The sequence below is a fragment of the Cyanobium sp. Alchichica 3B3-8F6 genome (assembly GCF_024346435.1).
In the GTDB taxonomy this organism is placed as follows: domain Bacteria; phylum Cyanobacteriota; class Cyanobacteriia; order PCC-6307; family Cyanobiaceae; genus Cyanobium_A.
Window position 1 is genome coordinate 239,770 of the sequence record NZ_JAGQCZ010000002.1, and the last position, 26,488, is coordinate 266,257.

At 67.4% G+C, this 26,488-nt stretch carries 27 protein-coding genes; 8 read left to right on the plus strand and 19 right to left on the minus strand.

Features of this window, described 5'->3' with window-relative positions; translation table 11 throughout:
* Positions 1–29 precede the first annotated feature (29 nt).
* Both KBY65_RS03120 and KBY65_RS03125 read right to left on the minus strand, forming a co-directional pair.
* A complete protein-coding gene (locus KBY65_RS03120; RefSeq protein WP_233128708.1) occupies positions 30–407 on the minus strand; it encodes a type II toxin-antitoxin system PemK/MazF family toxin in 378 nt (125 codons plus the stop codon).
* Positions 404–673 (minus strand): ribbon-helix-helix protein, CopG family, encoded by a 270-nt coding sequence (locus tag KBY65_RS03125; RefSeq protein ID WP_255000481.1) that lies wholly within the window; start codon positions 671–673, stop codon positions 404–406. Before KBY65_RS03125 ends, KBY65_RS03120 begins: the two co-directional genes overlap by 4 nt.
* Positions 674–925: 252 nt before the next feature.
* Here KBY65_RS03125 and KBY65_RS03130 point away from each other — a divergent pair, with 252 nt between their 5' ends.
* Genes KBY65_RS03130 through KBY65_RS03150 form a run of 5 tightly spaced genes read left to right on the plus strand, consistent with a single transcriptional unit; the run spans position 926 to position 4,370 of the window.
* Positions 926–2,086, plus strand: a complete 1,161-nt coding sequence (locus KBY65_RS03130; protein ID WP_409996616.1) for an aminotransferase class I/II-fold pyridoxal phosphate-dependent enzyme — start codon at positions 926–928, stop codon at positions 2,084–2,086.
* Entirely contained in the window at positions 2,077–2,760 is a 684-nt protein-coding gene (locus tag KBY65_RS03135; RefSeq protein WP_255000483.1) for an alpha/beta fold hydrolase, read from the plus strand. The genes KBY65_RS03130 and KBY65_RS03135 overlap by 10 nt, the downstream gene beginning before the upstream one ends.
* Positions 2,757–3,548 (plus strand): methyltransferase domain-containing protein, encoded by a 792-nt coding sequence (locus KBY65_RS03140; protein WP_254988514.1) that lies wholly within the window; start codon positions 2,757–2,759, stop codon positions 3,546–3,548. The genes KBY65_RS03135 and KBY65_RS03140 overlap by 4 nt, the downstream gene beginning before the upstream one ends.
* Positions 3,545–4,201, plus strand: coding sequence for a dethiobiotin synthase (gene bioD, locus KBY65_RS03145; RefSeq protein WP_094561545.1), 657 nt, complete (start codon positions 3,545–3,547; stop codon positions 4,199–4,201). Before KBY65_RS03140 ends, bioD begins: the two co-directional genes overlap by 4 nt.
* 13 nt (positions 4,202–4,214) lie before the next feature.
* On the plus strand, positions 4,215–4,370 hold the full coding sequence (locus KBY65_RS03150) for a hypothetical protein (protein ID WP_198953899.1): 156 nt from the start codon (positions 4,215–4,217) through the stop codon (positions 4,368–4,370).
* Positions 4,371–4,440: 70 nt separating this feature from the next.
* Here the strand turns inward: KBY65_RS03150 and KBY65_RS03155 are convergent, their stop codons facing one another.
* Positions 4,441–4,707 (minus strand): DUF3143 domain-containing protein, encoded by a 267-nt coding sequence (locus tag KBY65_RS03155; protein ID WP_094561546.1) that lies wholly within the window; start codon positions 4,705–4,707, stop codon positions 4,441–4,443.
* Positions 4,704–5,216 carry a J domain-containing protein gene (locus KBY65_RS03160; RefSeq protein ID WP_094561547.1) on the minus strand — a complete coding sequence of 171 codons (513 nt, stop codon included), beginning with the start codon at positions 5,214–5,216 and terminating at the stop codon, positions 4,704–4,706. Before KBY65_RS03160 ends, KBY65_RS03155 begins: the two co-directional genes overlap by 4 nt.
* Positions 5,217–5,311: 95 nt before the next feature.
* On the opposite strand from KBY65_RS03160, the gene rsmG reads away from it, so the two are divergent.
* The gene (gene rsmG, locus KBY65_RS03165) at positions 5,312–6,088 is read left to right on the plus strand and encodes a 16S rRNA (guanine(527)-N(7))-methyltransferase RsmG (protein WP_094561548.1); all 777 of its coding nucleotides are present in this window, start codon (positions 5,312–5,314) and stop codon (positions 6,086–6,088) included.
* On the opposite strand, the gene KBY65_RS03170 is transcribed toward rsmG, so the two are convergent.
* The 6 genes from KBY65_RS03170 to KBY65_RS03195 all read right to left on the minus strand — a co-directional run bounded on the left by KBY65_RS03170 (position 6,066) and on the right by KBY65_RS03195 (position 9,407).
* A complete protein-coding gene (locus KBY65_RS03170) occupies positions 6,066–7,280 on the minus strand; it encodes an aldo/keto reductase (protein WP_254988513.1) in 1,215 nt (404 codons plus the stop codon). The two genes, rsmG and KBY65_RS03170, sit on opposite strands and share 23 nt — an antisense overlap.
* Positions 7,280–7,645 carry a ferredoxin gene (locus KBY65_RS03175; RefSeq protein WP_255000485.1) on the minus strand — a complete coding sequence of 122 codons (366 nt, stop codon included), beginning with the start codon at positions 7,643–7,645 and terminating at the stop codon, positions 7,280–7,282. The genes KBY65_RS03170 and KBY65_RS03175 overlap by 1 nt, the downstream gene beginning before the upstream one ends.
* Positions 7,646–7,695: 50 nt before the next feature.
* A complete protein-coding gene (locus tag KBY65_RS03180) occupies positions 7,696–8,085 on the minus strand; it encodes a DUF1257 domain-containing protein (RefSeq protein ID WP_255000486.1) in 390 nt (129 codons plus the stop codon).
* 20 nt (positions 8,086–8,105) lie between these two features.
* Entirely contained in the window at positions 8,106–8,333 is a 228-nt protein-coding gene (locus tag KBY65_RS03185; protein ID WP_094561552.1) for a DUF2997 domain-containing protein, read from the minus strand.
* A 90-nt stretch (positions 8,334–8,423) separates the two neighbouring features.
* On the minus strand, positions 8,424–9,197 hold the full coding sequence (locus tag KBY65_RS03190; RefSeq protein ID WP_094561568.1) for a HEAT repeat domain-containing protein: 774 nt from the start codon (positions 9,195–9,197) through the stop codon (positions 8,424–8,426).
* Positions 9,198–9,281: 84 nt separating this feature from the next.
* The gene (locus tag KBY65_RS03195; protein WP_254931229.1) at positions 9,282–9,407 is read right to left on the minus strand and encodes a hypothetical protein; all 126 of its coding nucleotides are present in this window, start codon (positions 9,405–9,407) and stop codon (positions 9,282–9,284) included.
* Between the two features lie 68 nt (positions 9,408–9,475).
* Here KBY65_RS03195 and KBY65_RS03200 point away from each other — a divergent pair, with 68 nt between their 5' ends.
* Complete coding sequence (locus KBY65_RS03200) at positions 9,476–10,744, plus strand: AmpG family muropeptide MFS transporter (RefSeq protein ID WP_255000488.1); 1,269 nt, start codon at positions 9,476–9,478, stop codon at positions 10,742–10,744.
* Here KBY65_RS03200 and rlmN read toward each other — a convergent pair whose 3' ends face one another.
* The 7 genes from rlmN to rpsT form a co-directional block, all read right to left on the minus strand.
* Positions 10,745–11,794 (minus strand): 23S rRNA (adenine(2503)-C(2))-methyltransferase RlmN, encoded by a 1,050-nt coding sequence (gene rlmN, locus KBY65_RS03205; protein WP_094561569.1) that lies wholly within the window; start codon positions 11,792–11,794, stop codon positions 10,745–10,747. It abuts the gene before it with no gap.
* Positions 11,795–11,832: 38 nt separating this feature from the next.
* Positions 11,833–12,006, minus strand: coding sequence for a chlorophyll a/b-binding protein (locus tag KBY65_RS03210; RefSeq protein WP_255000489.1), 174 nt, complete (start codon positions 12,004–12,006; stop codon positions 11,833–11,835).
* Positions 12,007–12,011: 5 nt separating this feature from the next.
* Positions 12,012–16,127 (minus strand): DNA-directed RNA polymerase subunit beta', encoded by a 4,116-nt coding sequence (locus KBY65_RS03215; protein ID WP_255000490.1) that lies wholly within the window; start codon positions 16,125–16,127, stop codon positions 12,012–12,014.
* A gap of 71 nt (positions 16,128–16,198) precedes the next feature.
* Complete coding sequence (locus KBY65_RS03220; protein ID WP_255000491.1) at positions 16,199–18,103, minus strand: DNA-directed RNA polymerase subunit gamma; 1,905 nt, start codon at positions 18,101–18,103, stop codon at positions 16,199–16,201.
* 80 nt (positions 18,104–18,183) lie between these two features.
* Entirely contained in the window at positions 18,184–21,474 is a 3,291-nt protein-coding gene (gene rpoB / locus KBY65_RS03225) for a DNA-directed RNA polymerase subunit beta (RefSeq protein ID WP_255000492.1), read from the minus strand.
* Positions 21,475–21,683: 209 nt separating this feature from the next.
* Positions 21,684–22,523 (minus strand): TatD family hydrolase, encoded by an 840-nt coding sequence (locus KBY65_RS03230; protein WP_094561557.1) that lies wholly within the window; start codon positions 22,521–22,523, stop codon positions 21,684–21,686.
* 96 nt (positions 22,524–22,619) lie between these two features.
* The gene (gene rpsT / locus KBY65_RS03235) at positions 22,620–22,928 is read right to left on the minus strand and encodes a 30S ribosomal protein S20 (RefSeq protein WP_094561558.1); all 309 of its coding nucleotides are present in this window, start codon (positions 22,926–22,928) and stop codon (positions 22,620–22,622) included.
* A gap of 157 nt (positions 22,929–23,085) precedes the next feature.
* Here rpsT and hisD point away from each other — a divergent pair, with 157 nt between their 5' ends.
* Positions 23,086–24,393 (plus strand): histidinol dehydrogenase, encoded by a 1,308-nt coding sequence (gene hisD, locus KBY65_RS03240; protein WP_261356095.1) that lies wholly within the window; start codon positions 23,086–23,088, stop codon positions 24,391–24,393.
* Between the two features lie 10 nt (positions 24,394–24,403).
* On the opposite strand, the gene rpiA is transcribed toward hisD, so the two are convergent.
* Both rpiA and KBY65_RS03250 read right to left on the minus strand, forming a co-directional pair.
* A complete protein-coding gene (gene rpiA / locus KBY65_RS03245) occupies positions 24,404–25,117 on the minus strand; it encodes a ribose-5-phosphate isomerase RpiA (protein ID WP_254988505.1) in 714 nt (237 codons plus the stop codon).
* Between the two features lie 37 nt (positions 25,118–25,154).
* Positions 25,155–26,294: a trypsin-like peptidase domain-containing protein gene (locus KBY65_RS03250; protein WP_409996056.1), complete on the minus strand. Its 1,140-nt coding sequence runs from the start codon at positions 26,292–26,294 to the stop codon at positions 25,155–25,157.
* Positions 26,295–26,488 lie beyond the last annotated feature (194 nt).

The window sequence follows — 26,488 nt, forward strand, 5'->3', positions numbered from 1 at the left end:
ACCGGTGGCCGGCACGGGGGTGATCCGGCTCAAGCCAACTCCAGCCACTGGCGCAGCGCCCGTTCCAACCGGGCCAGCTCCTCCCCCTGCAACAGGCCCAGCAGCGCGCGCACCTGGGGCCGCGATGCCGTGAACAGCTTGTCCACCATCAGCTGGGCTGGCCGCGGCAGGCCATTGACCGCTGAGGGCTCCAGGGACAAGCGCAGCAGCGGGGCCTCCAGCATCCGGGTGGTGAGCGGACAGCAGGTGAGGGTCGGATGATCGCTCAGCCAGCGATCGGCCTGCACCACCACGGCCAGCCGCCGCTGGGGATCACCACTCGCCACAGGATTACCCAGTCGCACCACCGCCCCACGGCGCAAGGGGATCACAGGCTGCCGTTGGGGTTGGGTCTTAGGGGCCGTCATGGGGTCCAATCACTCCAGCAGGGCAGCCGGGCCAGCTGCGCATCACAGGCCTCCCATCGGGCCACCAGGCGCGACTGGCGGCGACACTCCTCGCCATCGCGAAATGGACGCAGATACAGCCGCAAGGCATGGCGCACGCAATCGCTGACGCTGGAACCGGTCTGAGCCGCCACCAGCTGCAGACTCGCCTCCAGCTCAGGATCCAGCCGCACCCCCAGGTGCCGGCCGGCGGAGAGGGGCTTCGGGAGGGAGAGGGCTGAACGCACGGGGGAGGGGGGGGTTGGAGGCGATTTGGGTTTGTGAAACAGAACGTTCAACAGGTCGCAAAGCCCTCAGAGATGAGCTTCCCGGGGAAGGCACACCAGGACCTTGGGCACGGGCACGTTCAAACCGTTAGTGCCCGCCCTGTCCCAGGCGCGATCTAGCGTTTGGCCACTGCGGTCGGATCATTGGGATCAAGGCCATTGGGATGGAGCGCATCAGAGAGCAGCGACCCGTCCGCCCACTGGCGGCAGGAGCTGCAGCGCCAGCTCGCGGACCTTCCCGAGCAGCGCCGGCGCGCCCTGCGCAGCTTTGAACCCGCTGACGCCGCAGCCCTCCGAACCAGCGCCGCAGCCCCCCTGCTCGATCTGGCCAGCAACGACTACCTCGGACTGAGCCGCCACCCCGCCCTGGTGGCCGCGGCCCAGGCCGCCGCCGCGGGGGAGGGCGTGGGCGCCGGCGCCTCAAGGCTGGTGAGCGGCAGCCGGCCGGCCCATGCCGCACTGGAAGCGGCCCTGGCGCGTTGGCTGGGCCGCGAGCGGGCGCTGCTGTTCCCCAGCGGCTTCCAGTCCAACCTGGCGGCCGTGGCCGCTCTGGTCGATCGCCACAGCCTGGTGCTGGCCGATCGGCTCATTCACCAGTCCCTGCTCACGGGGGTGCGGGCCAGCGGCGCCGGGCTGCAGCGCTTTGCCCACAACAACCTGGCCGATCTGGATCGTCGGCTCCAGGCCGCCCGACGGGAACGCCCCAACCAACGGCTGCTGGTGCTGAGCGAAAGCCTGTTCTCGATGGAGGGCTCCAGTCCAGATGTAGCGGCCCTGGCGGCCCTGTGCGCTGGCCACGGCGCCGCGCTGCTGCTCGATGAAGCCCATGCCCTCGGGGTGCTCGGCCCCGGCGGACGGGGGCTGGGCTATGGCCTCAATGGGGAGGGGGGGCAGCCGGAGATCGCCCTGATCAGCGGCACCTTCGGCAAAGCCTTCGGCAGCGGCGGGGCGTTTCTGGCTGGCGACACCCTGGTGATGGAGTGGCTGCTGCAGTTCAGCGGACCCTTCCGCTACACCACCGCCCTGGCTCCGCCCCTGGCCGCCGGCGCCCTGGCCGCCCTGCACCAGATCCAGGCCGAGCCCAATGGCCCGGCGCTGCTGCAACGAGCCGAGCGCTGGCGCACCGCCCTGGAGGCCGCGGGCTGGCCGCGTCCCCCCGGGGTGGGGCCGATCCTGCCGCTGCTGGTAGGCGACGACCGCGCCGCCCTGGCCCTGCAACACCGGCTGGAGGCCGCCGGACTGTTGAGCGTGGCGATCCGCCCGCCCACCGTGCCGGAGGGCACGGCGCGCTTGCGGTTGGTGCTGCGTCACGACCTGCCAGCCGGCACATTAAGGCGGTTGCTGGCCGCCCTGGGAGACCCACCATGCAGGTGATCGCCATGCACGGCTGGGCCGGCGATGCCCAGGGCTGGGAACCGTTCCAGGCCGCCTGGCAGCAGCGCAGCTGGGGCTGGCAGTGCGGCGAACGGGGCTACGGACAGCAGCCCCCCAAGGCTGTGGCCTGGCAGCAGGGAGCTGGGCCGCGGGTGCTGATCGCCCACTCGCTCGGCCCCCATCTGGTGCCGCCCGCCGTGCTGGAGCAAGCCGACGCGGTGGTGCTGCTAGCCAGCTTCGGCCGCTTCGTGCCCGAGGGTCCCGCCGGCCGCCGGCTGCGCGCCGCGGTGGCGGCCATGGCCGAGCAGCTGGCCTCCGCCCAGGCCGGCGCCATGCTGGAGAGCTTTTTGGAGCGGGCGGCAGCCCCCCAGCCGGTCAACCTGCTGCCGCCTGGCATCACCGCGGCCCCCCTGACCGAAGCCGGTCGGCAACGGTTGGCGCAAGACCTGGCCCTGTTGGCCGCCACCGCCGGCCTGCCCCCGGCGTTTCCGGCCCGCGCCCGGGTGTTGATCGTGGAGGGGGGCGCCGATCAGATCGTGGTGCCCGAGGCGCGCGCGCTGCTGCGCGACGCCCTGCCTACCGCCGACCGGCTCAGCCTGGCCGGGGTGGGGCACTGCCTGCTGAGCCCGGCGTTGATGCCCCTGGTGTGCAGCTGGATCGAGGCTCTGGCATGAACCCAGCTGCCGCCCCCAATCCAACCTTCAGCCACCAGGTGAGTGCCCGCTTCGCGCGGCAGGCCCACCACTACACCCAGCAGGCCCGGCTGCAGCAGGGGGTGGCCTGGCGCCTGGCCCACCTCTGCCGAGCGCTGCCCCTGCCCGACGGTCCACGGGCCGACCTGGGCGCCGGCAGTGGACTGGTGGGGCAGGCCCTGCGCCACCAGGGCGACCACCAACCCCTGCTGCAGCTGGATCTCTGCCCCGCGCTGCTAAGCCACAACCCCCTGGCGGCCCCCAGCAACCAACTGGTGTGGGACCTCAACCAGCCCCTGCCCGAGCAGCTGCAGCACGCCGCCCTGCTCACCTCCAGCTTTGCCCTGCAGTGGCTCGACGATCCCGCCCGCCATCTGCGGCACTGGTGCGGCCAGTTGCAACCCGGTGGCTGGCTGGCAGTGGCCGTGCCCACGAGCGGCAGCTTCCCCCAGTGGCACCGCGCCGCCGCCGCTGCCGGCGTGCCCTGCACGGCCCTGGATCTGCCCAATGCCGAAGCGCTGCTGGCCGCCAGCGCCCAAGGGGGGCTGCGCCTGCGCCACTGCCACCGGCTGCAGTTCAGCCGCGGCTACGGCAGCGGCCTGGGCTTCCTGCAGCAGCTGAAAACCCTCGGAGCGGGCACCAGCCGCTCGGGCCGCCTGAGCCCAGCCCAACTGCGCCGGCTGCTCGACTGCTGGCCCAGCGACGGCCAAGTCAGCTGGGAGGTGTTGCTGCTGCTGGGCCAACGCCCCAACCAAGCCCCCAGCCCATGAACCACCGCCACCCCCAGCTGGTGATCTGCGGCACCGACACTGACGTGGGCAAAACGGTGGTGAGCGCCCTGGTGGTGCAGGGCCTGGGCGCTCACTACTGGAAGCCCGTGCAGAGCGGCCTCGAGGGGGGCGGCGACAGCGGTCGGCTGCAGGCCCTGCTGCAGCTACCGGCCGAACGGCTGCTGCGGGAGGCCTACCGACTGCAGACGCCGGTGTCGCCCCATTGGGCCGCCGAGCAGGAGGGCCTCACGATCGACCCGGCCCGACTGGCCCTGCCGGTGGTGAATGCCCCGTTGGTGGTGGAGACCGCTGGCGGGCTGCTGGTGCCGCTGCGCCGCGACTGGCTGCAGATCGAGCAGCTGGCCGCCTGGGGGCTGCCGGTGCTGCTGGTGGCCCGCAGCGGCCTGGGCACCCTCAACCACACCCTGCTGTCGGTGGAAGCCCTGCGCCGCCGCGGCATTCCGCTTCTGGGCCTGGTGCTCAACGGGCCGCTCCACCCCGACAACCCCCGCACCCTGGCCGCCCTGGCCCAGACGCCCGTGCTGGCCCAGTTGCCACCGCTGGAGCCCCTCACCGCCGGGGAGCTGGCCCGCCAATGGCAGATCCAACGGCTGGGCGATACTTTCATCAAGGCTTTGGCCACCCACCGATAAGCATGCAACCCGGATGACCAAACAACACTGGCTGGTGAGTGGCGTGCTGGTGCTGTTGTGCGGTGGTGTGTTGGTGCTGTTCACCGACGTGGAGGATTCGCTGGTGCGCTGGGTCAATTGCGGACCCGTGTCCACGGCCAGCGAGCGCCGCAGTGACATCTGCCGCTGAGCTCTGGCGCTGACCTCTATCACCGAGCCTGGGCCTGCCCCCTGAACGGATCAGAGAAAGCGCTGGACCCCTAAGGACCGGCCAGGATCACCGCTTCGGCATCCGCCCGCGACAGGCCGTAGGGAAAGTGGCGCACCGACACTTCGCCGTCGCGGTGCCAGCTCACCTTGAGTTCCTCCACCTCCAGTTCCACCAGGGCGCTCCAATCGGGACGATGCAGGTCCCAGAGGCAGGAGTTGGCCCGCTGGCGCCGGGCACCCAGCTGCTCCAGCCAGAGCTCCAGGGCCGGGAGCGGATGGTGATACAGCGGGGTCTGGGGGCTGGGCAACTCGGTCATGGCGCCAACCCTGTCATGGCGCCGGTGGCATTGGCGGCCTGCGCCTGCGTCCACCAACTGGGCCACTGCACCAGCTCGGCACCGCGCATCCAGGCCACACCCACCCCAAGCACCAGGCTCAGCACCAGGGCAAACCCCAGCAGCAGCAGGGCTAACCACTCCCCGCCGGAGAGATCCCGACGCACCGAGGTCGGCCGAGGGACATCACCCGCCAGCGACGGCGGGGATGGCGGCAACGGTGCTGGGGAGGGATGGAGCTGGGCGTCGTAACGCTGGCGCAACACAGGATCACTGAGCACCGCATAGGCCTGTTGCAGGCGCTGAAAGGCAGCGGCCGCTTCGCCTGCCGGCAAAACGGTGGTGTCGGGGTGATACCGCTTGCTCAACCCGCGGAAGGCCTGGCGCAGCTCCTGGCGCGAGGCCGTCTCCGGCACCTGCAGCAGCGCGTAGTGGCTGGGCCGGGAGCTGGATGGCGAGCTGGGTGGTGGGCTGGAAGAGGAGCTGGCCAAGGAGACGGCAGCGGCAAGGGAAGCGGGACTGCGAGATCCGGCGGGGAGATCCGTTCTGCGGGATCCTAGAGATCACAACCCCACTGCCAGGCTGGATGGCCCCCACCCTCACCGGCAACGCCCTCTGGCAAGAACTCGGCTGGCAGCCCAGCTCCGGCCAGGAGCAGCTGCTGGCCGAGCTGCAGGAGCAGCTGCGCCAGTGGAACCGCAAGCTCAACCTGACCCGGCTGGTGGAAGGCGACGACTTCTGGATCGCCCAGGTGTTCGACAGCCTCTGGCCCCTGGTGCCCCTGCTGCAGACGGAGGCCGCCCAGGCGCCCCTCCGGTTGATCGATGTGGGCACCGGCGGCGGCTTCCCCGGCCTGGCGGTGGCGATCGCCTTTCCCCAGGCCCAGCTGACCCTGGTGGATTCAGTGGGCCGCAAGGTGGAGGCCGTGCAGGCCATGGCCGACACCCTGGGGCTGGGCGAACGGGTGCAGCTGCGCTGCGAGCGGATTGAACGCACAGGGCGGCAGAAGGCCTGCCGCGGCCAATTCGACTGGGCCCTGGCCCGGGCTGTGGCCAGTGCGCCGGTGGTGGCCGAATACCTGGTGCCACTGCTGCACCCCAACGGCCTGGCGCTGCTGTATCGCGGCCAGTGGTCGCCGGCGGATCAGCGCGAGCTCGACGCCGCCCTGGCCCCCCTGAAGGCCCGCACCGACCAGTGCCTGAATCGGGAACTCCCCCACGGCCGGGGCATTCGCCACGCGCTGCTGGTGAAGCCCCTAGCCCCTTGTCCCCCCGCCTACCCCCGAGCGGTCGGAGTCCCGGCCAAGCAACCGCTGGGAGCCGCAGCCACAACGGCAGCCGTCACGAGCCCATCAGCCGGGTGACGGTCTGGCCGCCCAGGCGGCTGCGCAGGCCCCGCAGGATCGCGGGGATCTGATCGACCCAAGGGCTGCGGGCGAGAGCGGCCCGCAGCTCCGCCTCGCTCACCGCGTCGTCGAGAAGGTCGGCATTGCGGCCGGGAAACCAGTGGCCGCCCTGGCCGAGCAACCCGTAGCGGGCCCGGGCAAAGCCCTCGAGATCCCAGGCCTCGAGGAGGTTGTGCAGCCAGAGCAACACCTGCACGTTGATCTGCCCCGGCACCTCAGACCACTCCGGCAAGCCCTGCTCCCAGCTGGCCAGCCAGGCCGGATCAAGGGCGTCCCGGCGGGCCTGCTCCAGGCGCTCGAGCACCGGGGGCACCAGGGCACTGGCCTGGTCCAGCTGCGCCACTGCCTCGATGTGCAGGTCGAGATCTTCAGGACGGGCTGCTCCGACGCTGAGGGTATGGACCGCCGGCACCCCTGCAGAACCCAATTCAGACAGGCAGAACAGATCGTTGAAGGTGATCGGGTGCAGCGGCGCGCACAGGGCGCTCAGGCGAGCGGAGGGCGTATGCAGATGGCCGCCCTTGTCGGTGGGGCTGATCACAAACACCCCCATGTCGTGGGCCTGGGCCAGCGCGATGGCAGGGCGGTTGTCCTGGCGGATGAAATACCAGTGGAGGTTGATGTAGTCGAAGGCGTCACTGGCGATCGCCTCGCAGATCAGGGGCAGGGGAGCGTGGGTGGAGAAGCCCACATGGCCGATCCGGCCCTCGGCCTGCCAGCGCCGCAGCACCTCGCGGCAACCGGCGGGCCGCAGGCTCTGCTCGAGGTGCTCCGGTTGATTGAGGCCGTGGAGCGTCACCAGATCCACCCACGCCACCCCGAGGCGCTCAAAGCTGGTGCGCAGCTCGGCCTCAAAGGCCTCCGGCTCCGGGTGGGGCGGCACCTTGGTCTGCAGGATGCGCAGGGGATCGGGCACCTGGTCGAGCAGCCAGCCCAGCTGCCGCTCCGAGGTGCCGTAGTGACGGGCCGTCTCGATGTGGTGGAAGCCCGCCGGCACCGCCTTCTCCAGGATGGTGCGCAGGTTGGCCTGACTCGCCGCGGTGATCTGATCGGGCGGCAGGTCGGTCCAGCTCTGCTGAAAGCGCATGCAGCCCAGGGAGAGCACCGGCATGGCCAGCTCGGTGCGGCCGAACCGCCGGGTGGGAAGCATCAGGACGGCTCCCGCCGCGGCAGGGTGCGCTTGGGACGCGCTGGAGAGGGGACCCCCAGGGGCAGGATCTCCTGATCCGCCAGCTGTTGTTGCAGCCTAGGCAGCTGCTCGTAGGCCACCCAATGAATGCAATCGACGGGACAGGTGTCGATAGCCTCCTGGATCAGCTCGGTGGTGTCACCGTCCTGGCGGATGGCGCGGGAGCGCCCCCAATCGGGCTCCACCACAAACGTATTGGTGGCCACATGGGCGCAGTAGCGACAGCCGATGCAGACCGCCTCATCGACCCACACCGCTTTCTGACGCAGGGAGCCTCCGAGCAGAGGCTCCAGGCCGGTGCGCTGCGCCTCGGCCCCTGGGGGCATCACTGTGAAAGCCAGTGCTGGATCCACCCTGCCGGAGGAGCTCACAACAGCTAGGCCCAGCGGGTCACCACCAGCTCAATAGTGCCGTCCTGTTGCTGGATCTGCTCACTCACCTGGAAGCCCTCCTCGGCGGTGGCCGCCAGGATGGTGCGCAGGGCATAGCGCTGGTTGAGCTGGGCGATGAAGCGCTCGACCGGCACCGGCTGCTTCCACAGATCCAGGTCTGTTACGAGCTCATAGCTCCCGGTTTCCGGGTTGAAACGAAACCCGATGTCGGCGCCGTTGGGCTGGGCCACTGCCAGTTGGGCCTCCAGCGTCTGGCCGCGGTAGCCGCGCACCGGCAAGGCGCCCTCGCGAGGGTCGTGGCCCAGATCCCGGAGCGCCTCCAGCAGGGCCTGGCGATCGCGAAGCTCGGTTTTGATCGTGCTGAAGTGCGACATCGGTTGGGGGGAGCGACGGTTTACAGGGAAGTAGGATTGGCTAGGGATTGCCCCAGGGGCTGGACCTCGCCTTGAACCTGGTCGTGGGACTGGAAGGCCGCGGCCGTGCGCTCACGCTGTTGTACAGCCCCGAGCCGGGCCTCGATCCGCTCGGTGAGCTGCTCGCAACCCAACCCCCGCACCCCTTCCACCAACTCTTCAACGCGGCCATCGGGCCGGATCCGAAAACGGATGGTGTACTGATCCATCCCAGGCCTGGACAGGTTTGTACATGTTAGCCGCGATTTCTGATGGCTGGGCGAGAGGCTGGGCCCGGGGACGCGTCAGCTTCGTCAGCGTCAGCTGAGCAGGCCCTCATCCACCAGCGTCTGCAGGCGTTCGAGCACCTCGGGTTGCTCCAGCTGCTCGAGGGCCAGCCGCGCCTCATCGCGCACGCTCGGCTCCGCGTCGTGAAGCATGGCGTGCAACAGCGATTCCACCACCACCTGCTGGCGGGGCTGCACCAGGTCGCCATAGAGGCGACCCAGGGCCCAGGCGCTGTTGCTGCGCACGGCCGGCTCGCTATCGATGCGCAAGCTCAGCAGCAACTGGGCCGCCGCCGGATCGGCCTTCGCCGCTCCGGTGGAGCCCGCCTCCGCCAGAGAGCTCGCAGCCCAGAGGCGCACGGCGGCGATATCCACCTGGAGCGAGCGGATCAGGGGATTGAGCACCGGCGCATCCGGGTAGTTGCCCAGGCTCCAGGCCACCGCCTTGCGCACATAGCCGTTGTCGTCGGAGCCCAGCAGGGCCAGCAGCGGCTCCACCGCCAGGGGGCTGGGGTTGCGGCCCAGGGCATACACCGCACTCATCCGCAGGATCGGGCAGCTCACCGCCAATAGGGGCAACAGCAGCGGCAGGGCCCGCGGATCGCGGTGCTCACAAAAGATGCGCAACCCCTGCATGCACTGCTCGTGGGTGCTGCCGCCAGCCTCAGCGCGCAACAACACCAAACCCTGGTCGCATTCAGCGGCCACGTCGCTGGCCGTTGGATCGCTGGTCTCCAGGTCGTCGAGGGGATCGCCGAGCAGCTCCTCCGCCAATTCCTGGGCCAGCACCTCAGGGTCGAGGTGCAGCTGCTGGGGACTGTCGCCGAAGGGCCCTGACGGCTGGTCAGGCTGGGGCTGATCGGGCTGCAGGGAAAGGCTCACGACGGGGACTCAGCCGATCGGGGCGGGGGCAGCCATGTCGCCGGGCAACCAGATCCGAGCACTCACGGCAAAGAGCGCCAATCCAAACAGCACCACGATGGCGGCCGGCAGCAGGGTGGAGCGAAAAAATTGCACAGCCTTGGGGGTGAGCGAGCGCCTGGACCCATCATCGCCCCTAGTGTTCGCCGAACTGCCCCCGCTTGATGGCCCCGTCCTCCGGCACCTGGCGGCGCCTCACCGCGGTGGCGGCCGAAGGGGTGGCCAGCGGCACGCCCTACATGGTGGGCACCAAGCTCCTGCAGGGCTGGCTCACCGCCTCCGGCGTGCCGCTCGGGCTGATCGGCCTGTTGGCCTACGCCGAACTGCCCTACACCTTGAAGATGTTTTGGGCGCCGGCCCTGGATCGCTGGCCGATCCCCTGGCCCGACCGGCGGCGGGGCTGGCTGCTGCTGCTGCAGCTGCTGCTGGTGCTGGTGATCGCTGCCATGGCCCTGCTGCGGCCCAGCCAGGATCCCGCCAGCCTGACGGCCGTCGGCCTGATGGCCCTGCTGCTGGCCCTGGTGAGCGCCACCCAGGACATCGTGGTGGATGCGTACCGCACCGACCTGCTGCCCGAACGGGAGCGGGGTGGCGGCGCCGCCGCCACCAACCTCGGCTACCGCGGCGCCATGCTCGCCATCGGCGCCGGGGGCTTCATCCTGGCCGGCCGCAGCGGCTGGCCCCTGGCCTTCCTTGGCTCGGCGGTGCTGATGCTGCTGGTGGTGCCCTTCACCCTGACGGCCCCGAAACTGCCGCCGATCCAGCACCAGGTGTCCAGCCTGCGCCAGGCGGTGGCAGGGCCGGCCTGGGAGTTCCTGCACCGCACCGGCCCTGGCCGAGCCTTGATGTTGCTGGCCCTGGTGCTGCTCTACCGCTGGCCCGATGGCCTACTCAACGTGATGGCCGTGCCCTTCCTGATCCAGCAGGGATTCCCGCCGGAGGTGGTGGGCTCGGTGCTGGCCGGCTGGGGCATCGGCGCCACCATCGTCGGCACGATCCTCGGCGGCATCCTGTTCGCCAGGTTGGGCATGAACCGATCGCTTTGGGTGTTTGCCCTGGTGGGGGCGGCGGGAAACTTGTCCTACTGGGGCCTGGCGAGCTTCAAGGGCGGCATGCCGGCCCTGCTGATGGCGGTGGGGCTGGAAAACCTGGGCGGCGGGCTGGTGGGCGCTGCGTTCGTGGCCCTGCTGATGAGCCTCTGCAACCCCCGCTTCTCCGCCACCCAGTACGCCCTGCTCTCTGGGGTCTACGCCCTGAGCCGCTCGGTGCTCTCCGGCCAAGCTGGTTTTGTGGCCGAAGGTGTGGGCTGGAGCAGTTTCTTCCTGCTCACCGTGGCCTCCTCCCTGCCGGCCTTCCTGCTGATGGCCTGGCTCACCCCCTGGAACGGCGACGGGGCCAAGGGGGCCTTCGATCCCGCCAAAGACCCCACCTGATCAAGCCGGCTGCAGGCTCCCCTCAAGCCGCCGGCGCAGCTGGCCGCAGGCGGCGTCGGCATCGAGACCCCGACTGGCGCGCACGCTCACGGCCACATGACGCTGCTGCAGGGCCTGGCGAAAGGCCTCCACCGCGCCGGGAGCCGGCCGCTGGAATTCCTCCTCGGCGATCGGGTTGTAGGGAATCAAATTGACATGGCTCTGGAAGCCCCGCAGCAGCTGGGCCAGGGCGACGGCATGGCGGGGCTGGTCGTTGAGCCCGCCCAGCAGGATGTATTCAAAACTCACCCGCCGGCCGGTGATGGCCACATAGCGGCGACAGTCGTCCAGCAAGGCCTCGAGCGGATAGGCATGGGCTGTGGGGATCAGCTCTTCGCGCAGCCGCTGATCCGGCGCATGCAGGCTCACCGCCAGGGTGAACTGGGCGCGGCCCAGGCGCTCCAGGGCCCGCTCGGCCAGGGTGGGCAGGGTTTTCGGCACCCCCACGGTGCTCACCGTGATCTGGCGCTGGGCCATGCCCAGGTCGGTGCAGAGGCAATGGATCGCATCCAGCACCGCCTCGCTGTTGAGCAGGGGCTCGCCCATGCCCATGAACACCACGTGGCTAGGGCGCGCATCCATCACCTCGCGCACGCTGAGCACCTGGTCGACGATCTCGTGCACCGCCAGAGAGCGCTGCAGGCCGCCCTTGCCCGTGGCGCAGAAGCGGCAGGCCATCGGGCAGCCCACCTGACTGCTCACGCAAACCGTGAGCCGTCCCTCGGCGGGGATGCCAACGGTTTCGATGCTGAGGCCGTCGGCCGTGCCCAGCAACAGCTTGGTGGTGCCATCGCGGGCCACGCTGCGGTGCAGCTCCCGGGAGCGGCCGATCCAATCGAAGGCCCCAGAAGGGGGTTGGGCCGCGAGGTGCTCGCGAAAGGCTTTGGGCAACACAGTCACCCCCTCGAGGCTGCGAACCCCCTTGGCGTAGAGCCAGTCGTGCAGTTGACGGCCGCGGAAAGCGGCCTGGCCGTGGGCGGTAGCCCAGTGCTCCAGCGCCGGCAGGCCCATCCCCAACAGGGGCAAGGCAGGCGCAGCCGGCTCGGTGCTCAAGGCCAGATCAGCAGCCCGTGCCCCAGCTTCCATTCCACGGCCACCAGGGCAATAAAGCCCAGCATGGCCAGGCGGCCATTGAGCAGCTCGGTGTGGGTGTGGAAGCCGAAGTGGGGCAGCCGGCGCTGGGGCACCGGCGTGTTCAGGCTGGTGCGCAGGGAATTAGCCATGGTGATCACTCATCGGTGAGCAGTCCCTCTTCCTGAAGACCCTCGAGAGCTGCAGGATCGGCGATCAGCTCCTCCTCCAGGGCGTCATCCAGGTTGGGGCGGGTGAACGCCGCCAGCCCGCTGGCACTGGCCTCGATGCCATGGCGGCTGCGGGTGGCCTCCAGATCCGCATCGGAGGGATCGTCAAGCACTGCCATCGACGCGGCCGGAGCCGGCATCTCGACGGTGTAGTCGGGACGCAGGTTCTGCATGCGGCGATAGCCCATGGCATCTTCCTCGAGGATGTCGGGATGGGGGCCGGCCTCAGCCCGCAGCTCCTCTTCGAAGCCGCTGAAGCCGGTACCAGCCGGGATCAGACGACCGATGATCACGTTCTCTTTGAGGCCACGCAGCCAGTCGCTCTTGCCCTCGATGGCAGCTTCGGTGAGCACCCGGGTGGTCTCCTGGAAGGAGGCCGCCGAGATGAAGCTGTCGGTGTTGAGCGAGGCCTTGGTGATGCCCAGCAGCACCGGCGTGAATTCGGCGGGAGCCCCACCGGTGATCGCCATGGCGCTGTTTACTTGCTCCACCTGACGCAGCTCGATCAGCTCACCGGGCAGCAGGGTGGTGTCCCCGGCGTCCTCAATGCGCACCTTGCTGGTCATCTGGCGCACGATCACCTCGATGTGCTTGTCGCTAATCGAGACGCCCTGGCTCTTGTAGACGTTCTGCACCTCGGTCACCATCCGGAACTGCAGCTTGGAGATCGCCTCCTGGGCCGCTTCCATTGTGGGCTTGCGGCTGCGCAGGTCTTCGAAGAAGCACTCCAGCAGCTCGTGGGGGTTGATCGGGCCGTCGGTCAGCGACTCACCGGCGCTCACCTGCTGGCCATCGCTCACCATCACGTTGCGGCCCAGCAGGATCGGGTACTCGGTGATGGCGTCGTCATGCTCAATCACCGAGACGGTAATGGAGTCGTCGTCTTCGCCCTGCTTGATCTGCACGGTGCCACTCTTGCGGCAGAGGATCGTCGATTCCCGCGGACGGCGGGCTTCGAGCAGTTCCTCAATCCGGGGCAGACCCTGCACGATGTCACCGGTCTTCTGGCGCTCAAACACGAGCAGGGCCAGGCCATCACCCCGCTGCACCAGCTCGCCGTCGCGCACGTGCAGCACCGAGTCGGGCGACACCATGTAGGGGCGGCCCAGGCGGATGGTGAGGGTGCTGCCGTTGATGGCCTCCACCTGCCCGCAGCAGGGGGCTTCGACACCCTCGGCCAGCCGGTCGCCATCCACAATCCGCTGGTCGAGGCCGACCTCAGGCTTGGCCGAACCCAGTTCGATGGTGCGGGTGTCGCCGTCGCGCTCCACGATCAGGCGGCGGATCAGTTCGCCATCGACCAGATCGGGCAGCTGCACCACCCCATCTTCTTTGCAGAGGATCTGGGTGGTGGCCACCACATCTCCACGCTTCACCGCGATTCCATCTTCCACCTGAAGATCGGTGTGGGTTGAACCATGGCTCGCATCGGAGAGGGTGTCGCGCCGCACAAGCAGGGTTTCCAGGATGGTGAGCTGCAGGCGCTCAATCGTCTTGGCCCGCTTGTCGGACACGGCCTCCACATCCACCGTCATCTGGGGGGTGGTGTCGATGGTTTCCAGGATCAGTTGCGTGCGCAGCAGCTCAACGCCATCCACGCTCTTGATCAGCTCGCCATCCTTGAAGGCCAGACGCTGGGTGGCCTTGAGGTTCAGCGAGGGGCCGCCGGACTGCTTCACCGTGCCCAGCTCAGGCAGGTGGGCTGCATCGGGGATGGCGTACTCCTCCACCGGGCGCAACAGCAGCGCGCCGCCATCCGGTGTATCGACCGCCTCGACGAACACCATGGCCTCGGTCTTGAGCCCCTTGGTGATCTCTTCGCCCGGAGTCGCCATCTTGCCATCGGCATATTTGGCGAGGGTCTTGCTATCGGACACCAGATGCAAGGTGCCGGAGCGCACAATGATTTCCCTCAGAATGTCGTTCTTCTGGGTCACCGTGACGATGCCGGCGGTTTGGCTAAAGATGTCCTTCACCACCTCGGTGCCGGCTTCAATCCACTGACCGTCCTCGATCATCAACAGGGAGATGTCCTTGTTGATCTCGTGGGTTTCCTGGGGGATCCACAGCAGGGTGCCGCCCTTGCTCACCTCGTAGCCGTTCTTGGCGCTGCGGGCTTTCTTGATCGCTAGGCCGGGCGCAAATTTGACGGTGCCACCGGTTTGGGTGCGGAAACGGTCGTCGGCCAGCTCAGCGATTACTTCGCCATTGGCGATCTTGCTGCCGGGGGCCGTGTTGAGGCGGTAGCGGATGTTGTCCTTACCCTCCAGGTGCCAGATCTCACCGGAGTGGGTGGATTCGCCCACCAACTTGCAGTCCTTGAGGGTGAGGCTGGCGGTAACGATCTGCACTTCGCGGGAGTCGCCGGCGCTCTCCCGCAGGCGCACGGCACCGCCGTATTCGCTCACCAGGCGGCTTTCCGCCAACATCTCACCGGTGGTGACGGCCTTGTTGCCCTCTACCACGGGCAAGGCATTGGGGGGCAGGTTGTAGACATCGCCGCTGAACACCCACATCCGGCCCAGGCGCTGGGCCTTGAGGGTGATGTTGCCCTGGCGGTCGGTGACCTCCTTGGGCTGAATCGCGTCCTCATAGCGCACCTGGCCAGCCAGGTCGCAGATCACATCCTTGGTGGCCTTCTCAACGCTCTTCTTGACCGTCACACCAGCCGCAATCTGGGCCAGGATCGTGTCACCGGGAACGGTGTCGCCGTCGGCCACAAACAGGATCGAGCCGTTGACGATGTCGAGCTTCTGGATCTTGCCCTTGCCGGTGGGTTTAACGGTGAGGGTGAAATCGGTTTCTGCGAGCTGGGCCTCCACGCCGTGGGGGGTCCGGAAGGGGCGCACCCGGGCCTTGGGACCGAATTCAACTGTGCCATCCACCAGGGAGCGCACCACACCGGTTTCAGCCGTGGACACACCACCGGTGTGGAAGGTCCGCATGGTGAGCTGGGTTCCAGGCTCACCGATCGACTGGGCGGCGACGATGCCGACAGCCTCGCCCAGATCCACCAACTGGTTGTGGGCCAGGGCCCAGCCGTAGCACTTGCGGCACACCGAACGGGAGGCTTCACAGGTGAGCGGGGAGCGCACCTTTACGGTTTTCACGCCACCGGCTTCGATCCGCCGCGACAGGGGGGCGTCGATCTCACCATCGCGCTCCACCAGGGTTTCGCCGTCTTCAGCCACCACCGGCTCGGCCGCTAGACGGCCGATCAGCTTGCTGCCGAAAGCGCCCTTCTCATCGGCGTCGATCGGGATGCTGCGGGTGGTGCCGCAGTCGTCCTCGCGCACGATCACGTCCTGAGCCACGTCCACCAGACGCCGGGTGAGGTAGCCCGAGTCGGCGGTGCGCAGAGCCGTGTCAACGAGGCCCTTGCGGGCGCCGTAGGAGGAGATCACGTATTCCGTGACGGTGAGGCCCTCACGGAAGTTGGTGCGGATCGGCAAGTCGATGATTTCCCCTTGCGGGTTGGCCATCAGGCCGCGCATGCCCACCAGCTGGCGCACCTGGGACATGTTGCCCCGGGCGCCGGAGTTGGCCATCATCCACACCGAGTTGAGTGGATCGTTGTCGTTGAAATTGCGGCGCACGGCCGCCACGAGACGTTCGTTCGTTTCGGTCCAGGTGTCGATCACCTTGGTGTGACGCTCCACCTCGGTGATCTCGCCGAGGCGGTAGCGCTCTTCGGTTTCGGTGATCTGCTCTTCGGCTTCTGCCAGCAACGCCGCCTTATCACCGGGGATGCGCAGGTCGTCGACGGAAATCGACACGGCCGCCTGGGTGGCGTAGTGGAAACCCAGGTCCTTCAGCTCGTCGGCCATCGAGGCCGTGGCGGCGGTGCCGTGGTGCTTGTACGCCCAGGCCACGAGGTTGCGCAGGGCCTTCTTGTCGATCACGCGATTGCGGAACGGCGGCGCCTGCTTGCTGAGGGCTTTGCTGGCGGCTACCGCGGCGATGGCGGCAGTTTCCAGGGCAGCAGCCTCGGCGGCCTTTTTGGCGCTCTTCTTGGTGGTTTTCTTGGCGGGGGTGGCGGTCATGGCTGCGCGCGGAGGAAAGACGAAAGGAGAAACGAAAAACGGGAACCCAGACCCTGGATTCGCAACGGCCGTCAGGTCGCAGCCACGGCGTCGATGATCGTGTGGTTGATCACCACGCGGCCCACCGTGGTGAGCAGATAACGGCTGATCAGCGCTCCGTCTTCATCGAAACGGTCGCGGCGGTACAGCCACTGCTCGATGCGGGTGCCATCGCTGAGGGTCTCTTCCTTCTGGGGCTGGTTGTCTTCGTCGTCGCTCTCAACCTCGCCGCTGAAGCGCACCCACACCCAATCGTGCAGCGACAGGTGCTTTTCTTCAAAGGCGTCGATGACGTCATCGAGGCTGGCGAAGGTTTTGGCGCGATCGCCAAACTCGGGCTTCACCGAGCCGGGCTGCTCCGCCGTGAGGTAGTAGGCGCCGAGCACCATGTCCTGGGACGGAGTGATGATCGGCTCACCGGTAGCGGGCGACAGGATGTTGTTGCTGGCCAGCATCAACATGCGGGCTTCGGTCTGCGCCTCAATGGCCAGGGGCACGTGCACAGCCATCTGGTCACCGTCGAAGTCGGCGTTGAAGGCGGGGCACACCAGCGGGTGCAGCTGAATGGCGCGGCCATCGACCAGCTTCGGCTCAAAGGCCTGGATGCCGAGGCGGTGCAGGGTCGGAGCGCGGTTGAGCAGGATCGGATGGCCTTCGATCACCTCCTGCAGCACCTGCATCACCTCATCGTCGGCGCGCTGGATCAGCTTCTTGGCCGCCTTGATGTTGTTGACGATGTTCTGGCGGATCAGGCGATGGATCACGAACGGCTGGAACAGCTCGATCGCCATCTCCTTGGGCAGACCGCACTGGTGCATCTTCAGCTTCGGACCCACCACGATCACGGACCGACCCGAGTAATCGACCCGCTTGCCGAGCAGGTTCTGACGGAAGCGACCCTGCTTGCCTTCAATGATGTCGCTGAGTGACTTCAGCGCCCGATTATTCGCACCCACCACGGTGCGACCGCGGCGACCGTTGTCGATCAAGGCGTCGACAGCCTCCTGCAGCATCCGCTTCTCGTTGCGGACGATGATTTCTGGAGCCAGGATATCCTGCAGACGCGCCAGGCGGTTGTTCCGGTTGATGACGCGGCGGTAGAGATCGTTGAGGTCGGAAGTGGCGAAGCGACCGCCGTCGAGCTGCACCATCGGGCGGAGATCCGGGGGGATCACCGGGATCACATCCAGCACCATCCATTCGGGCCGGGCCCCGGTGGCGATGAAGTTGTCGATCACGCGCAGGCGCTTGATCAGCTTGGCCCGCTTCTGGCCTTTGCTGGCCGCGATGTCCTCCCGCAGCTGCTCAGCGGTTTCGTTGAGCTCGAGATCTTCCAACAGTTGCTTCAGCGCTTCGGCGCCGATGCCCACCATGGGCTCATTCTCGATCTCCGAATCCTCGGCGTAGATCTGATCTTCAATCTCCAGCCACTCATCTTCGGTGAGCAGCTGCTTGTAGGTGAGGTCCTTGTGGTCGCCCGGATCGAGCACCACATAGCAGTTGAAATAGACGATCTGCTCGACATCGCGCAGGGGCATATCCAGCAGGATCGCCACGTAGCTGGGAATGCCCTTGAGATACCAAACGTGGGACACGGGTGCCGCCAGCTTGATGAAGCCCATGCGGTGGCGCCGCACCCGGCTCTCGGTCACCTCCACACCGCAGCGCTCACACACGATGCCGCGGTGACGCACCCGTTTGTATTTGCCGCAGTGGCATTCCCAATCCTTGGACGGGCCAAAGATCTTCTCGCAGAACAGCCCGTCCATCTCGGGCTTCAGCGTGCGGTAGTTGATGGTTTCGGGCTTGGTGACTTCACCCACCACCTGACCATTGGGCAGCGTGCGCTGCCCCCACTGCATGATCCGCTCAGGCGACGCCAAGGTGATCTTGACGTAGTCGAAGTGGTTTTCGGTGCGGAGGTTGCTGTTGGACATCGGCTTGGAGCTCGCGGAGATCGAGAGAGGAAGGAGTGGCACGGCAACGCCCAGAGGAGCGGTCCGCGATCAATCAGCGATCAGTCGTCGTCATAGTCCGCGACGCCGAGGGATTCGTAGGTGGGCCGGCTGGGGGTGCTGCGGCGGGGGTTGACGTCCTGCATCAGATCCACTTCTTCGCCGGCATCGGTGTACACGGCGATATCGAGACCAAGCGACTGCAGCTCGCGCATCAGCACCTTGAACGACTCGGGAGTGCCGGGGCGGGGAATCGGCTTGCCCTTGACGATGGCGTTGAGCGCCTCGTTGCGGCCCTGCATGTCGTCGGACTTGACGGTGAGCAGTTCCTGCAGGGTGTAGGCGGCGCCGTAGGCCTCGAGGGCCCACACCTCCATCTCACCCAGGCGCTGGCCGCCCTGCTGGGCCTTACCGCCCAGGGGCTGCTGGGTCACCAGCGAGTAGGGGCCGGTGGAGCGGGCGTGGATCTTGTCGTCCACCAGGTGCACCAGCTTGAGGATGTGGGCATAACCCACGGTCACCGGCTGGTCGAACGGTTCGCCGCTGCGGCCATCGATCAGCTGGATTTTGCCAGGGTTTTCCGGGTCGTAGACCCAATCCTTGCCAGGCAGCTTGGCCGCCTCTTCCAGGTAGGCCTGCACCGTCTGCTTGCTCTTCTCGGCACCGTGCATCTCGTCAAAGGGCACCACCTTGACGCGGCAGTCGAGGTGCGATGAGGCCCAGCCCATCAGGCACTCGAACACCTGGCCCACGTTCATGCGGCTCGGCACACCCAGGGGGTTGAGCACGATGTCGATCGGGGTGCCATCGGGCAGGTAGGGCATGTCCTGCTGGGGCAGGATCCGGCTGATGATGCCCTTGTTGCCGTGGCGGCCGGCCATCTTGTCGCCCACCTGGATCTTGCGGCGCTGGGCCACATAGACCCGCACCACCATGTTCGCGCCCGGCGGCAGCTCGTCGCCCTGCTCGCGGGTGTAGATGCGCACGTCCACCACGCGACCCCGCTCGGTGCTGGGAACCCGCAGGGAGTTGTCGCGCACATCGCGGGCTTTCTCACCGAAGATTGCGCGCAGCAGCTTCTCTTCGGGGGGCTGGTCGGATTCACCCTTGGGGGTCACCTTGCCCACCAGGATGTCGCCGCTTTCGACATAGGCGCCGATGCGGATGATGCCCATCTCGTCGAGATGACCCAGGCTCTCCTCGGCCACGTTCGGGATTTCCCGGGTGATTTCCTCGGGTCCAAGCTTGGTCTGACGGGCCTCGATCTCGTACTTCTCGATGTGCACCGAGGTGTAGAGGTCGTCGTGCACCAGCCGATCGCTGAGCAGGATGGCGTCCTCGTAGTTGTAGCCCTCCCAGGGCATGTAGGCGATCAGCACGTTCTGGCCAAGGGCGATCTCGCCGCCCTCGCAGGCCGAGCCATCCGCCAGCACCTGGCCGGCAATCACCGTGTCGCCCTGGCGGACGATCGGGCGCTGGTTCAGGCAGGTGTCCTGGTTGGAGCGCTGGTACTTCTGCAGGTGGTGCACATGGTCGGTGCCCTGCTCATCGCGGATGACGATGGCGGTGGCATCCACAAAGGTGACCGTGCCGTTGACCCGGGTGATCGGCACCATGCCGGAGTCGCGGGCGACCTGGGTTTCCAGGCCCGTGCCCACCAGGGGACGCTCGGGGCGGAGCAGGGGCACCGCCTGACGTTGCATGTTGGAGCCCATCAGGGCCCGGTTGGCGTCGTCGTGCTCCAGGAAGGGGATCAGGGAGGTGGCCACCGAAATCACCTGCACCGGTGAAAGCTGCACGTAGTCCACCTGCTCGGGCGGCACCTTCTCAAAGTCCTGGCGATAGCGCACCGGCACCAGCTCGGCGGTGATTCGGCCGTCCGCGTCGGTCGGCACGTCACCGGGGGCGACGCGGCACTCGTCCTCCAGGTCGGCGGAGAGGTAGATGGGATCGCCACTCTTGTGGACGATGCCGTTCTCCACCTTCCAGAACGGGGTTTCGATGAAGCCGTACTCATTCACCCGGGCGTGGGTGGCCAGCGAACCGATCAGACCGGCGTTCGGACCTTCCGGCGTTTCGATCGGGCAGATGCGGCCGTAATGGGAGGGGTGGATGTCGCGCACGGCAAAGCCGGCCCGCTCGCGGGTCAGACCGCCTGGGCCGAGGGCACTGATGCGGCGCTTGTGGGTGAGCTCCGCCAGGGGGTTGGTCTGATCCATGAACTGGCTCAGCTGGCTGGAGCCGAAGAACTCCTTGATCGCCGCCACCAGGGGCTTGGGGTTCACCAGCTGGGCGGGGGTAAGGCTCTCGGTCTCACCAACCGTCATCCGCTCCTTGATGATCCGCTCGAGGCGATTCAGGCCGACGCGCACCTGGTTCTGCAGCAGCTCGCCGACGGAGCGGACGCGGCGATTGCCGAGGTGGTCGATGTCATCGAGGCAGGCACCGCCCACATCGAGCTCAAGGTTGATCAGGTAGTCGATCGTGCTCAGCACGTCCTCAGGGGTGAGGGTGCGCACCGCATCGGGAATGGTGAGGCGCAGCTTTTTGTTGATCTTGTAGCGGCCCACCCGACCCAGGTCGTAGCGCTTGGGGTCGAAGAAGCGGCTGTGCAGCAGGGTCTGGCCGCCGCTGACGGAGGGGGGCTCACCGGGACGCAGCTTCTTGTAGAGCTCCAGCAGGGCCTGGTCTTCCGAGGAAATGCCCTCGTCGTTGGCCGCCTCGATCGACTTCTGGTAGTACTCGGGGTGCCGCAGCTTGTCGAGCACATCGTTGTCCGACAGACCAATGGCCCGCATCAGCACGTGGGCGTTGATCTTGCGGGTCTTGTCGACGCGAACGTGCAGCAGGTCGTTCTTGTCAGTCTCGAACTTCAGCCAGGCACCGCGATTGGGGATCAGGCTAGCGTTGAAGGTCTTGCGGCCGTTCTTGTCCTGCTCGTCCTTGAAGTAGACGCCGGGCGAGCGGACGATCTGGTTGACGATCACGCGCTCGGCGCCATTGATGATGAACGTGCCGCGTTCGGTCATCAGCGGCAGTTCGCCGATGAACACCTCCTGCTCCTTGATTTCGCCGGTCTCCTTGTTGACCAGGCGGCAGGTGACATACATCTGGGACGCGAAGGTCGCGTCACGGCGCTTGGCCTCTTCCACATCGTGGCGGGGGCGCTTCAGGCGGTACTCGCTACCGATGAAGTGCAGCTCAAGCTTGCCGGTGTAGTCGGTGATCGGCGAAAAGCTCTCGAGCTCTTCGATCAACCCCTTCTCCAGGAACCATTTGAAGCTGGCGCGCTGCACCTCCACCAAATCGGGCAGGTAAGTAACGGTCTTAGCGACCTGGATCGCGCTGCTCATGCGGTGAACCTGCAGGAACGGGTGGGAAAGGACTGGCCGGTGGGGCACCCCATGGCGGGCGCTGCAGTCTTGACGGCCCGCAGCCGCCCACACAAACAGCCGCCCCCCGAGCGGGGAACGGCTGCCCGAGGGGGCTTGCTCAACGGGATTGCTTCAAGACTGCAGACGTCGACAACAAGGAGCGCTTCCGCTTCCAGGCCAATGAAATATCATACATTGTGAAGCGGCAGGCGGAACAGCTCGGCCGCATTGGAAGTGCTGGTATTGGCCACTTGCGTGAGGGTTTCCCCACGCAGCTCGGCCACCCGCGCCGCCACCGACGCCACGAACGCCGGCTCATTGCGTTTGCCCCGCCGGGGGACCGGCGCCAGAAAGGGGCAGTCGGTTTCCACCAGGTAGCGATCCGCGGGCACCTGCCGGGCACAGGCATGGGTGGCCTCCGCTTTGGGAAACGTGACGGTGCCGCTGAAGCTGATGTAAAAACCCAGCTCCAGAAACCCCTCCATTTCCTTGGGGTTGCCCCCCCAGCAATGCATCACGCCGCGGGGGCAAGCACCGCGCGCAGCCCGCTGGCGCAGCAGGGCCAACATCGGTTCGGCCGCATCGCGGCAGTGCACGATCACCGGCAGATCCAGCTCCACCGCCAGATCCAGCTGGGGCTCCAGCATGGCGAGCTGCTGCTCGAGGTTGTGGTCACGAAACAGATCGAGGCCCAGCTCACCAATGGCCACCACGCGGGAATCGGCCTGGGCGGCCTGGCGCAGCACGCCAGCGGTGTCGTCGCGCCAGTGCTCGGTATCGAGGGGATGGACTCCCACGGAATAGCGCAGCTCGGGAAAGCGATCGGCCAGGGCCCGGATCGCTGGAATCTCCGAAGGCTCCACGCAGGCATGAACCAGAGCCTGCACGCCGGCATCCCGCCAGCGCTGGGCCACCTCCTCGAGGTCCTCGTCGAAATTGCGGAACACGATGTGACAGTGGCTGTCGACCAGCGCCGCTGGAGTCACGGCTGTGGCTGGGCTCAGAGCTGTGGCTGGGCTCAGAGCCATGGCACAACAAAATCCTGGGAATGGCAACCATTGTGGCCATTCCCAGGATCTGCTGCCTCGGTGGGCACCGGAGGCTCAAGGTGTCGAGGCAGGAGCTCAGGCCTTGGCGGCCACCGCCGGCTCGATCACTTTTTTCACGGCCGCGCTGAGGCGCGACTTCTGGTTAGCACCGGTGTTGCTGTGCAGCACACCCACCTTCACGGCCTTATCAATCTTGCTGAAAGCGGCGTTCATGCTGGTCTGAACGGCCGTTTTGGCGGTTTCGCCAGGCTCCTGGCTGTAGGCGGTGCAGGCGGTGAAGCAGCGCTTCATCAAGGTGCGCAGGGCCGACTTGTAGTTGCGGTTGCGGAGGCGATTGCGCTCGGCAACTTCAATGCGCTTCTTCGACGACTTGTTATTAGCCACAGGCGGACGGACGCTGGATCGGCAAACGCGGATCCTACCGCCAGGCTGCCCAGCAACCCCCAAAACCTTGCCAAGGCAGTGCCGCACTAGCTTGTCGACGTGTTGCCGCCAGTCCTGACCCGTGGTCGCGTCGCCTACCGCTCTGTCGATCACCTGCCTGCGGGATGACGCCTCGTCCGTTGCCAGGCCCTCGGCCGGTGGCAGCCCAGCGGCCGAACGCCTAGCCGCCATCGCCGAACGCACTAGCGGCGGCCGCATGCAGGAGGAGATGGCCCGTGTGGAGGCGATCCTCACCCAGGTGCAGACCCAGGGGGATCAGGCCCTGCTGGAGCTCACCGAACGGTTTGATGGCGTGCGACCCGATCCGCTGCGCATTCCGCGCGAACGGCTGGCGGCGGCATGGCAGGCCACCCCCGTGCCACTGCAGGAAGCCCTGCGCCTGGCTCACCAGCGAATCCTGGCCTTCCACCAGCAGCAACTCCCCGCCGACCTCGCCATCACCGGTCCCCACGGCGAACAGCTGGGTCGGCGCTGGCGACCGGTGGAGCGGGCTGGCCTCTACGTGCCGGGGGGGCGGGCCTCCTACCCCAGCACCGTGCTGATGAACGCCGTGCCGGCGCGGGTGGCAGGGGTGCAACGGCTGGTGATGGTGACGCCCCCCGGCCCCGGGGGCGAACCCAACGCCACCGTGCTGGCGGCCGCCCATCTGGCCGGTGTGGAGGAGGTGTACCGGGTGGGGGGTGCCCAGGCAATCGGCGCCCTGGCCTACGGCACCGAAACCATTCCCCAGGTGGACGTGATCAGCGGCCCGGGCAACCTCTACGTGACCCTGGCGAAAAAGGCTGTATTTGGCCGGGTGGCGATTGATTCCCTCGCCGGCCCGAGCGAGGTGCTGGTGATCGCCGACCACACAGCCCGCGTCGACCAAGTGGCAGCCGACCTGCTGGCCCAGGCCGAACACGACCCCCTGGCCGCAGCCATCCTGCTCACCACCAGCGAAGCGCTGGCTGCGGCCCTACCCGCAGCGCTGGAGGCCCAGCTTGAAAACCACCCCAGGGCCGAGATCACCCGCACGGCCCTGAACGACTGGGGCCTGATCGTGGTGTGCGACAGCCTCACCCAGGCGGCCCGGCTCAGCGACTGTTTTGCGCCCGAGCACCTGGAGTTGCTGGTCGAAGACCCGGAGCGCCTGGCCGAGCAGATCCAGCACGCCGGCGCCATCTTCATGGGGCCCTACACACCCGAGGCCGTGGGCGACTATCTCGCCGGCCCCAACCACACCCTGCCCACCTCAGGCACGGCACGGTTTGCCGGCGCCCTGAGCGTGGAGACCTTTCTGCGCCACACCAGTTTGATCCGGTTCAACCGGGAGGCCCTGGAGGCCACCGGGGCTGCCGTCATCAGCCTGGCGGAGAGTGAAGGACTCCACAGCCACGCCGAATCGGTGCGGCGCCGGCTGACGTGAGCGGGCTGGCCTAGCGCTTCACCAGATCACGCACCCGCGGCTGGCCATCAACGATTTCACCCACCAGCACCTGGTCGGTGATGTTGACGAACAGACCGTTCTCCAGCACGCCGGGCAGGTTATTGATCGCCGCTTCCAGGCCCGCCGGATCGCTGATCCCGCCGGCAAATTTCACATCCAGCACCAGGTTGCCCTGGTCGGTCACCACCGGGCCGGCCTTCTTCACAGCCATGCGCAGCTGGGCATCACCGCCCATGGCGGCGAGCTCAGCCTGCACCTGACGCCAGGCGCCGGGAAGCACCTCCACCGGCAGCAGAAAGCCCAGGTTGAGCGTGTCGACAAGCTTGGTGGCATCCACCACCACCACAAAGCGCTCGGCGCGGCGGGCCACCAGCTTCTCCTGCACGTGGCAGGCGCCACCGCCCTTGATCAGCTGGAAGGAGGGATCGACCTCATCGGCCCCGTCGATGGCGAGATCGATGCGCTCGATCGCATTGAGGCTCTTGAGCGGAATGCCCAGCTCGGCGGCCAGCACCTCCCCCTGAAACGATGTGGTGACCCCCACCACATCGGTGAGTTCGCCGCTGTTGAGCTTCGCCCCGAGGGCCTGAATCATCAGGGCCGCGGTGGAGCCGGAGCCCAGGCCCACCACCATGCCGCTGCGGATCTGCTCGGTGGCAGCGGTTGCCACGGCCTGCTTCATCCGGTCCTGCAGGTCCGACATCCAGTGCTCCTCTCTCGGGCCGCGACCGTAGCAGCGTTCATCCGGTGTGGGGCAACGCCGCCGGCTTGATCGTGAGGCTGAGCTCCCGCTGGCCGCGGACCACGGTCAGCGGCAGGGGCTCTCCAACACTGCTGCGTTCCACCCGCTCAAGCAGGCTGGCCGGATCGGGCACCGGCTGGTCGGCGACGCCCACCACCAGATCGCCGCGACGCAAGCCCGCCGTTTCCGCCGGACTGGCGGGCAGCACCCGCTGCACCAGCGCCCCATCCCGCTCCGGAAGCTGCAACAGGGCGTCGGGGTCGCGGTTGTTGTCGCGGGCCCGACGGGCGGTGAGCGGCACCAGCTGCAACCCGAGATAGGGGTGCACCACCTGGCCGCCGGTGCTGAGCTGGGCGGCCACCCCTCGGGCCAGGTTGATCGGAATCGCAAAGCCGAGGCCAGCACCAGGGCCTGAGCGGACGAGGGTGTTGATGCCGATCACTTCACCAGTGGCATTGATCAGCGGCCCCCCGGAGTTGCCGGGGTTGATCGCGGCGTCGGTCTGGATCAGGTCGAGGCGCTTATCGGCGAAACCGAGGCTGTTGATGTTGCGGTGCAGGCTTGACACGATCCCCAGCGTCACCGTGCGCTCAAGTCCGTAAGGACTGCCCATGGCAATGGCCCAGTCGCCCACTTCCAGGGCTTCGGAATCCCCCAGGGGCGCGGCGCGCAGATCCCGGGAGCCAGGAATTTTGACCACGGCCAGATCGGTGACCGAGTCGGCCCCCACCACAGCCCCATCCACGTGCAGGCCATCGGCCAGGGTCACCTCAACGCTGTCCACCTGGTCGACCACGTGGGCATTGGTGAGCACCAAGCCCTTGCCGGCATCGATCACCACCCCGGAGCCCTGACCCCGCTCGCGCATGCTGCCGGAGGGATCGCCAAACAGGTCGCGCAACAACGGATCCAGCAGGGCGGGATCAAAGGGCTGGCGGGCCACCTCCCGCTCGGTGTCGATGCGCACCACCGCGGGGGCCACGGCCCGGGCCGCATCAGCCACAAAGCTATGGGGACTGGTGGGCACCAAGGGACTGGTTGGAACCACGGGACTGGTTGGCACCACGGCAGTGGCGGGCATCTCCAGGGCCAGGGCTGCAGACTCGCCACCCCCCCAACCGGCCTCCCAGGCAACCATCAGGCCAACTGCCGAGCCCAGCCAGAGCAGGGGAACCAGCAGCACGGAGCAAACCCTCACCCACTTCATCGACAACCCATTCACGGAAAAGGGGCAGGAGCCCTGCAATCGCGGCTCCAAGGCTAGGGACGCCGCCAACACAGCAGAGTGAACTGAGCCAGGCCCATCCGCCTAAGTTGGCGTTTGATCGCATA